This is a genomic window from bacterium, from assembly GCA_035703895.1.
Classification (GTDB): domain Bacteria; phylum Sysuimicrobiota; class Sysuimicrobiia; order Sysuimicrobiales; family Segetimicrobiaceae; genus Segetimicrobium.
Genome location: DASSXJ010000292.1, coordinates 24,855 through 33,035, shown reverse-complemented (window position 1 = coordinate 33,035; position 8,181 = coordinate 24,855). Strand labels below are relative to the sequence as shown.

The window sequence follows — 8,181 nt, the reverse complement described above, 5'->3', positions numbered from 1 at the left end:
CAGGGCGAAGTCGCAAACCCGGCCAACCCACCGTCCGGCTGCTATTTCCACCCTCGCTGCCCGCACGCCGTCGACCTGTGCCGGACCCAAGCCCCGGTGCTCGAGGAGATCTCCCCGGGGCATCTCGTCAGCTGTCATCGGGCGAGGGAACTTGCGCTGCGGGTGATGTGACTCTTCTGAGGCACGTGTTCATCCCCCAGATCGAGGGTGATCGCTCCCTCCGCGCCAAAGTCGCAAGGAGGCAGCGTCCTTCCTGCGGCCATGTCGTCACCGCAGGCCCTGGTGGGCACAGAACTCATGCCGGCCGGCGAAGGATGAGTCGTCCGCGGCCGGACGGATCAGATCTTGCCAAGGCCCTTCCACATGCCGAGCTCAAATATTTCCACGTCTGCCGCCTTCATGAGCTCGGTCACCAGGACGACGACCTCCGTGGCCGTCACGGCCGAATCCTGCCGGAACGGCGGTAGAACCTCGTCTGTCTCGCGGGACTCGACCCGCTGCACATAGGCATGGATCGCCGCCGCCATCAAGTCCTGCAGCGTCTCGTCGCTGAGTCGTTCGGTCGAGCGAACGGCCGGATCCGCGAAGCGGCGGCAAAAGCCGCGTGACAGGTCCTCGAGGGAGCCATCGGGCGCGGGCGACCCCGTGCCGGCCGGTCGTTCGTCCATCGTGCACCCCCGCGGTGTACCCGCAGACTCGAGTCACACCAGAACATAGACATCGTCTTCACGCAGGACAACACGAAATGACCGGAGCCTCAGCCTGCGGTCGGTGGCGCATGCACCGTTCTCCAGGTCGTACTCCCACCCGTGCCAGGGACAGACGACGTGGATCTCGCTCTCAGAAAAGCGCTCACCGATTGCCGTCTTGTCGGGCGCGAGGATTTGCTCCAGTTTACCGAGCACCTCTCCTTGGCAGACCGGCCCGCCCTGATGCAAGCAGCGGTTCTCATAGGCGCGCAATTGTCCCTTGACCCGGAACACGCCGATCTCGGTGTCCCCGGCCTGAATCAGCCTGCAGCTTCGCTCGGCGAGGTCGCCCAGCTTGCCGACGAAATACTCCATCGCGATCGTTCCTGAGCCCCTTTCGCGGGTGCCGATTCCGGCGTCGTTACGGCGCGTTTCCGCACTGCGCAGCCTGTCGCATGAAACCGTTCGCTTTCAGTTCGGTCAGCACCTGGGGCACGTAGAACTTGGCCGTGGCGGACAGATCGAGCCCGGGATGCAGCCTCCCTGCTTCTGCGACGATGTTTCGAATCGCTTCCGGAGACGGGGTCAGATCCGCGGGGACCACCGCCCGGAACTCGTCGACGCCGCGCCTGAGCGCCGGCGGATCGCTGATCTTGGTGTATTTCTCCAGGACCGACTCGACGAAGGGGGGGCGGGCCAGCGCGCAACCGGTTGCTGCCACCAATGCCTCTGCGATCCGCCGAACACGATCCGGATGCTCTACCAGCATAGCCTGAGGCACATCGAATCCGGTTAAGATCCATGGGATATGCTGCGCGCTCAAATCGGCCAGGACGTGAAATCCCGCGGCTTGGGCTTTCTCAGCAATGGGCCAGTGAAACAGTCCCACCTGAACGGCGCCGTTCAGCATCGCCGCGAAGGTCTCGGCCTCGAGACCGACTTTGATGAAGGCGACATCCCCAGGATCGAGTCCCACCCGCCTCAGGTAGAGGTGGAACTCGATGTAGGGCTCTGAGCCGGGGCCGGTCGTTCCCACCTTGAGCCCTTTCAGCTGCGCCGGTGAGCTGAGGGCATCGCGCGTGTAGATAGTGAATGGCGCATAGCGCGTCGCCGCAGCGATCATGCGAACGGGCGCCCCCGATCCTGCGGCGAGGGCCGTCGAGAATCCCCCCGTGGCGATCAGGTCCACATGGCCGCCCACGAGTGCCGCCGTCGCTTCCGGGCCCGACAATCGCTCGGGCATCGTCGGCTCGAACCCATTGCGCTTCAGGAAGCCGCCTTCGTATGCGGCCCAGAGGGGCAGTGTCTGCACGACCGGGGCGCCGTAGGCCAGACGCAACGGAATCGGCGTGGCGTCGGCGGCCAGGGTCGGCCTGCCCCCCTCACCGCCCCAAGCCCACAGGCCGAACACCGCGCCGATGAACACAACCCCGAGGAGCCGCCACATCTCGCTTACCGCGTGCACATCGTGGGCGCCCGATCCGGGAACGGCTGCGGCGCGGCGTTCATCTCCCCTGTCGATCGGGCTCGAGGCGGAAGAGTCCCCGAGCGTTCTCGCCGAGGATGCGCCGCTTGGCTGAGTCGCTCAGGAAAGGCAGCTTCAGGATCCGCGTCGGCAGATCGAAATCCCAATGCGGATAGTCGGAGGCGTAGAGCAGTTGCGTCTCAGCCCGGATCATGTCGAATATCGCCGCAAGGTGTTCATGGCTGTCGGTCGCCTCGAGCGGCTGGGACGTGAAGTAGAACTCCCGAATGTACTCGCTCGGCTTCTTCTCGAGCAACGGCGCTTCGGACGAGCGCATCATATACTCGTTATCCAGCCGGTACATCACGAACGGGAGCCAAGAGACTCCGCATTCCATCCAGATGAACCGCAGGCGGGGAAAGCGCTGGGGGATGCCGTTCACGACGAGGTTCATCATGTGGATCATGTTGTAGAGCGGGAACCCCAGGGCGTGCACGGACAGGAAGCGGTTGAAGAGCCGCTGGGTCGGGTGCTGCCAGTCCGTCACGCCGTGGAACGCCAGGGGCAACCCCCGTTCCTCGAGCGCGGCGTAGACTTTCATGTATTTGTTGTGATGCACAGGCTGGTCCCGCAGGCTGGAGACCATGAAGCCGACAACACCCGGCCGCTCCGCAAACTCTTCCACCATGCGCGCACTGGCATCCGCGTCATTGAACGGCAGCAGCAGCAACGTCTTGATTGACGAGTCAAACGGGAGCACGCACTCCGTGATCCACCGCGCATAGGCCCACGTGACGGCGACCTCGACCTCAACCTCGGGGTGCATGCCGATGTGCAGCATGTTTGTTGGATACATCAGGGCGTAGTCCACGCCCATTTGACGCATGGCGTAGCGGAAACGGGTGACCTCGGCGGGCACTCCGTCGTCGACGGTGCCTTCCGGTGCCGCGTAATAACGGCGCAAACGCCCAGCCACCTCTTGGTTGCCCAGCACCGTCGGGAGGAAATTGGCGCTCCGGCCCGTGGCGCTCCGCTTCAGGTGCGACTCGAGGCGCCTCCGGATGCTCGGATGGTCGACAAACGGAACCAGGTGCGCGAGCGTGAGGCCTTCGTAATGATGGGCGTCGCAATCGACCACAAGGTAGTCGGACAACTTGTACCGGAGCGCTTCCCGCGCCGCGTTTGCCAGGATCCCTTCGGGGCGAACAGGCTCTTCGAGGGTGTGAGACTCCTGCCGATGGGTGTCCGTCGTAATTGACACGGGCATCACTCCTTTCGACGGAGGATCTCCCCCCGCGCCGTGCCGCGCGTACCGTCCCAGGCGCGGGTGTTGCGTCAGAGCGGCACCTCGGCCCAGGTCGTTCCTGTCGCGCTCGAATACAGCGAGTCTAACTTCACCGCGCGAAACTCGGGATCGGCACTCAGAGAGTCGAAGTGGGCGAATTTATCGATCTCATAGATGACCAGGCGATTGGGGGTTCCGGATGTCGTTGACGCGAAGTACTTGAAGTTTCTACCGCCGTGCTTTTGGATCACGCCTTTGAGCTTTCGCAGTTCCTCTTTGGCTTTCTCTTTGTGGTCGGGGTGAATGTGGAACATGTAATGAACGATCATCGCTCAGCGGCCTCCTGTCATCCGAAACGCGCGCAACCATCAGATTTGGAGGGCGATCGGGCGCGCTGTGAGGACCCTTCTGTGAGGGCCGCAGGCCTCCCTTGTCGGGGCACCCGGGGAGAAACGTCGGCAGACGCTGAGGGGTCGCGGCGTCAAAGAGCCGCGACCCCCGAGGCTGTGCAATCAGTCTACCTCCAATTACCGGCAATCCACACCCAACCACCAGGACGGCGCGCCCAATGCCCCGGTACCCAGACCGCTCCTCTCCAGGGCGCCGGCGCCCAACGCCCGGGAACCCACACCCACCCGCGTTCCCACCGCCATGATCCTCCGATCCACGCGGCGCCGGCAAATGGAGGCGCCGCGATGACCTCGACCCGGGGCGGAGGGGGCGGGCTCGAACCGACGGCCACATAACCCTGCCAATGGCCGGGCACCCAGACCCACCCATATGGTCGATACACCCAACGGCCCGGTACCCACACCGCGCCCGGATAGGGAGCGAATTCCCAATACCCGGGGGCCCATACCCATCCGGTCAGCCGGTAATACCAGTGTCCGGCGACCCAGACGTAGCCGCCTCCTGGCGGCGCGGGGGCGACATCATACGGAACCGGGGGCGGCGGCCCCGGAGCAACGTATTGGCCCTGATTATGATCGTCATCCGCGAAGACAGGATTGGAGACGATGAACACGCCAAAGACCACGGCCACAAGGGCGACAACGGCGCTGAGCCTCCGGACCATGTTTCCTTCCCTCCTTGTAACCGACGCTGATTGAGGCCGTACTTGCCCCTAAAGCGCCTGCACCTTGAGAAGAAGTTCCCCGTATCGAAGCGCAGCACCCGGCAACAGAGGAAGGCTGGCCTGGAGGAGCGTACAGAAACGAGGTGAGAATGCTTCACCTCGCGTCCTTGGCGATCGCCTTGGCCTTCCCGGTCAGGGTGATGGCCGCGGTCCCTCCCGCCCAAGACATTCTTGACCGCATGCTGCGGACGATTGCGGAGATCCCTAGCGCGGTATCGGCGGATGCCGAGTTCAGGCTGCGGGTCGGAAGGTCGTTGAACGAGCCACCCGACTGTGTCTTTCGGGGGACCGCGAAGGTGGTGAGCGGCCAGCCGACCTTGAAGATCGATGAGGGGACGACCGGCCTGCTCTGCTGGGCTGTGAACCGGTACGTCATTGGCCAGCGGTTTGAAGCCACCGAGCGATTGGAAAGCTTTCTCTCGCGGTTCGAGTTTGATGTGCTGGGGGAAAAGCTCGTCGGAAACGACCACTATTACTTGGTCGAGGGAAAGGCCAAGGACCCCAGGAACGATCCCAACACCATGGTGGGATGGATTGATTTCGATCACGGCCTGCTGGTCGAGGGCACGGTGGGGTACTCTTGGGGGAGCATTGATACGGAGCAGAGCTATCGACGAATGGGGAGCATGTGGATCCTGCTGCATCAGTATCTGTACGCCGGCCGCTTCAACACGTCACTGGAGATCCTCTACAGCAATTTCCGGGTCGGTTCCCCGTAACATTCCCCGCTATCCAGATGACCGGATGAGTGGGCCGGATCACTCATCAGATTCTCGAAATCTATCCGCTCGACGACGATGCTCGCGTTTGTATTCGGGACCGAGGGGGGTAGAACGTCGACGACTAGGAGCGGAGGTGGTGACTGCATTGGGCGGCCGATTGCATGCCTGGATCGGGCTCTTCGTCATCATAGGCCTCGCCTGTACCCCGCCGGCGTCTTCCATGGCGGCGGGCCGGCATGGGGTGACGGTGTCCCAAGGCGCCATTCTGCCCGAGGCCGAAGCCAAGCTCCTGACCATGGTGAACCGTGAGCGGCGGATTCATGGTCTGTCTCCGTTGATCTCAGACCCGTCGCTGCGGTTGGCCGCCCGACGGCATGCTCAAGACATGGCGTTGCGGGGGTACGTTGGTCACGACTCCTTAGGCGGCCAGACAATGAGAGACCGTCTGGGAGGATTCTTGCGTTCAGGCTCTCGGGTCGGAGAAAATGTGGCGATGGTGCAATCAGTGGAAGAGGGGCAACGGGCATTTGTCGCAAGCCAGCACCATCTCCGGAACATGCTCGATCCGGGGTTTCACCGGGTGGGAATCGGCGTGACAACCGCAGGAGAGATGGGGATCATGATCACCGAAGACTTTACCTAAGTGCGCGGCTGTGCGCGGCCGGGTTTTCTTGACAGGCGCTGAAGGACTGGTATAGGATGAACTAACCGGCGGAGCAGTCTCCGGCGGCGTTTTTTTGGCAGTCCATGGGCGAGCGGTGAAGGGGGGAACAGCTCTATGGACAAGCGGAGAGGGTTTACGCGACGGCAGCTCCTCCGGGGCGCCACACTGGCGACCGGAGGTTTTATTTTTGCCGATCTGATTCCCGAGGCCTGGGCACAGACGCCACCGAAGCTCGGCGCGCAGTTGATCGGCAAGCTCGAAGGCCCGGAGCTGATCCGCGATCCTGCCAAGTGGCCGAAGAAGTTCAACGAGGCACCCATGCTGGCGGAATTGGTGAAGCAGGGGAAGCTCCCGCCGGTCGAGCAGCGCGTGCCCCAAGAGCCCCTCGTCATCAAGCCCGTCCACGAGATCGGTCGCTACGGGGGCACCTTGCGCCGAGCGTTCACCGGGCCCGGCGACAGCGAGAACGGCAACCGCTGGGTGTCGTCCGACAAGCTCCTGTTCTGGGATTACACGGGGAACAAGGTCGTGCCCTCCGTCGCCAAGGCGTGGCTGCTTCCCCCGGATGGGAAGTCGTTGACGATCTACCTCCGCAAGGGCATGAAGTGGTCCGACGGCCAGTCGTTCACGGCGAACGACTTCGTGTTCTGGTACGAGGACGTCTTCCTCAACAAGGATCTCGTGCCGACCCCGCACCCGGACTTCACGATCAACGGCAAACCGGGGAGCCTCAAGAAGGTCGACGACACAACGGTCACCTTCGAGTTCCCGGAGCCGAACTACCTGTTCCTCGACATCCTGGCGGGAAGCACATCGATGGGCGGGGGCCAGGCCCTCTGGCAGATGGAAGGCCGCACCATGGGGGCGTATACGCCGGCCCACTACGTCAAGCAGTTCCATCCCAAATACATCGGCAAAGACGAGGCGGACCGCAAGGCCAAGGCCGCGGGGTTCGACAACTGGGTCGCCTACATCAAGAACCGGTGGGACTGGCGGCTCAACACCGAACTCCCTGTGCTGACGCCGTGGAAGACCGCGACGCCGATCAACACGCCCACCTGGGTGCTGGAGCGGAACCCGTACTTCTACGAGGTCGATACGGCCGGGAACCAACTCCCATATCTTGACCGCATCCAGCTGACCCTCGGTGAGAACCTGGAGGTGATCAACCTCCGCGCGATCGCTGGACAGTACGATCTCCAGGAACGGCACACCGCCATGACAAAGATCCCCGTCTTCCTCGAGAACCGTGACAAGGTGGGCTACGACCTCCATCTCGATCCCGCGCTCAATGGGTCCGACGCGACGCTGCACACGAACCAGGCGTACGATGGGGATCCCGAGGTGGCGAAGTGGCTCCAAACCACCGATTTCCGGCGCGCCCTGTCGATGGGGATCGACCGGGATCAGCTCAACGAGACCTTCTGGCTCGGGATCGGGGTGCCCGGTTCCATTGCACCGAGCGAGAGCGTGCCGTACAGTCCCGGGCCGGAGGCGAGGAAGAAGTGGGCCACGCTCGACGTCAAGCAGGCCAGCGCCCTCCTCGACAAGATCGGGCTCTCGAAGAAGGATGGTGAGGGCTACCGGCTCCGCAGCGATGGTAAGGGGCGGCTTCGCATCGAGCTCCAAACGTCGGCCGGCGCATTCATTCCCCACACGCAGATCGGGGAGATGATCAAGGAGCACTGGAAGAAGATCGGGATCCAGGCCGACGTCAAGGAGCACGAGCGGAGCCTGTTCTTCACGAGGGTCGCCAGCAACCAGCATCAGATCGCCGTGTGGGCGAACGACGGGTCCGAGGTGCTGTACCTCTTCCCCCGCCACGCGCTGCCGGTCGACCCGGCCGAATGCAACCTGGGGCGCCCCATCGCGGTCTGGTACGCGTCGGGCGGCACGCAGGGGAAGGCGCCGAAGGACCCGCAGCTGCTCCGGGCCCTTGAGATGTTCCGATCGGCGGGCGGGAAGAAGGTGCAGGAGCGATACAAGATCGCGCAGGAGATCTGGACCATCCTCGTCGACCAAGTGTACTCGATCGGGACCGTCGGCCAGTCGCCGGCGACAATGGGGGTCAGGGTCGTCAGCCGGAAGATGGGGAACATCCCAACACGAGAGATCAATGCCCAGCACTGCCGGACGCCGGGAAGCTCTCAGCCGTCGACGTTTTACTTCAAGGCATAGGAGCTCCCGGTGCCGTTCCTCCCACTCCTCCGGCGCGGGGAGA

The 8,181-nt window shown here is 63.5% G+C and carries 10 protein-coding genes; 4 read left to right on the top strand and 6 right to left on the bottom strand.

All coding sequences use genetic code 11. The features are described from left to right. Window positions 1–171 (top strand): oligopeptide/dipeptide ABC transporter ATP-binding protein (locus VFP86_19305; protein ID HET9001799.1); only part of this gene is annotated, 171 nt, incomplete at its 5' end. 167 nt (window positions 172–338) lie between these two features. Here VFP86_19305 and VFP86_19300 read toward each other — a convergent pair. From VFP86_19300 to VFP86_19275, 6 genes are all read right to left on the bottom strand, one after another. After that, window positions 339–668: a hypothetical protein gene (locus VFP86_19300; protein ID HET9001798.1), complete on the bottom strand. Its 330-nt coding sequence runs from the start codon at window positions 666–668 to the stop codon at window positions 339–341. Between the two features lie 33 nt (window positions 669–701). Then, window positions 702–1,064 carry a Rieske 2Fe-2S domain-containing protein gene (locus VFP86_19295; GenBank protein ID HET9001797.1) on the bottom strand — a complete coding sequence of 121 codons (363 nt, stop codon included), beginning with the start codon at window positions 1,062–1,064 and terminating at the stop codon, window positions 702–704. Window positions 1,065–1,110: 46 nt separating this feature from the next. After that, on the bottom strand, window positions 1,111–2,136 hold the full coding sequence (locus VFP86_19290) for an ABC transporter substrate-binding protein (GenBank protein ID HET9001796.1): 1,026 nt from the start codon (window positions 2,134–2,136) through the stop codon (window positions 1,111–1,113). Between the two features lie 58 nt (window positions 2,137–2,194). Next, window positions 2,195–3,415: an amidohydrolase family protein gene (locus VFP86_19285; GenBank protein HET9001795.1), complete on the bottom strand. Its 1,221-nt coding sequence runs from the start codon at window positions 3,413–3,415 to the stop codon at window positions 2,195–2,197. A gap of 74 nt (window positions 3,416–3,489) precedes the next feature. After that, a complete protein-coding gene (locus VFP86_19280) occupies window positions 3,490–3,768 on the bottom strand; it encodes a hypothetical protein (GenBank protein HET9001794.1) in 279 nt (92 codons plus the stop codon). A 188-nt stretch (window positions 3,769–3,956) separates the two neighbouring features. Further along, window positions 3,957–4,514, bottom strand: a complete 558-nt coding sequence (locus VFP86_19275) for a hypothetical protein (GenBank protein ID HET9001793.1) — start codon at window positions 4,512–4,514, stop codon at window positions 3,957–3,959. A 143-nt stretch (window positions 4,515–4,657) separates the two neighbouring features. Between VFP86_19275 and VFP86_19270 the strand changes: the two genes are divergently transcribed. From VFP86_19270 to VFP86_19260, 3 genes are all read left to right on the top strand, one after another. Then, window positions 4,658–5,293 (top strand): hypothetical protein, encoded by a 636-nt coding sequence (locus tag VFP86_19270; protein HET9001792.1) that lies wholly within the window; start codon window positions 4,658–4,660, stop codon window positions 5,291–5,293. Window positions 5,294–5,432: 139 nt separating this feature from the next. Continuing rightward, window positions 5,433–5,939, top strand: coding sequence for a CAP domain-containing protein (locus VFP86_19265; protein HET9001791.1), 507 nt, complete (start codon window positions 5,433–5,435; stop codon window positions 5,937–5,939). A gap of 135 nt (window positions 5,940–6,074) precedes the next feature. Next, window positions 6,075–8,138 (top strand): ABC transporter substrate-binding protein, encoded by a 2,064-nt coding sequence (locus tag VFP86_19260; protein HET9001790.1) that lies wholly within the window; start codon window positions 6,075–6,077, stop codon window positions 8,136–8,138. Window positions 8,139–8,181: the final 43 nt, after the last annotated feature.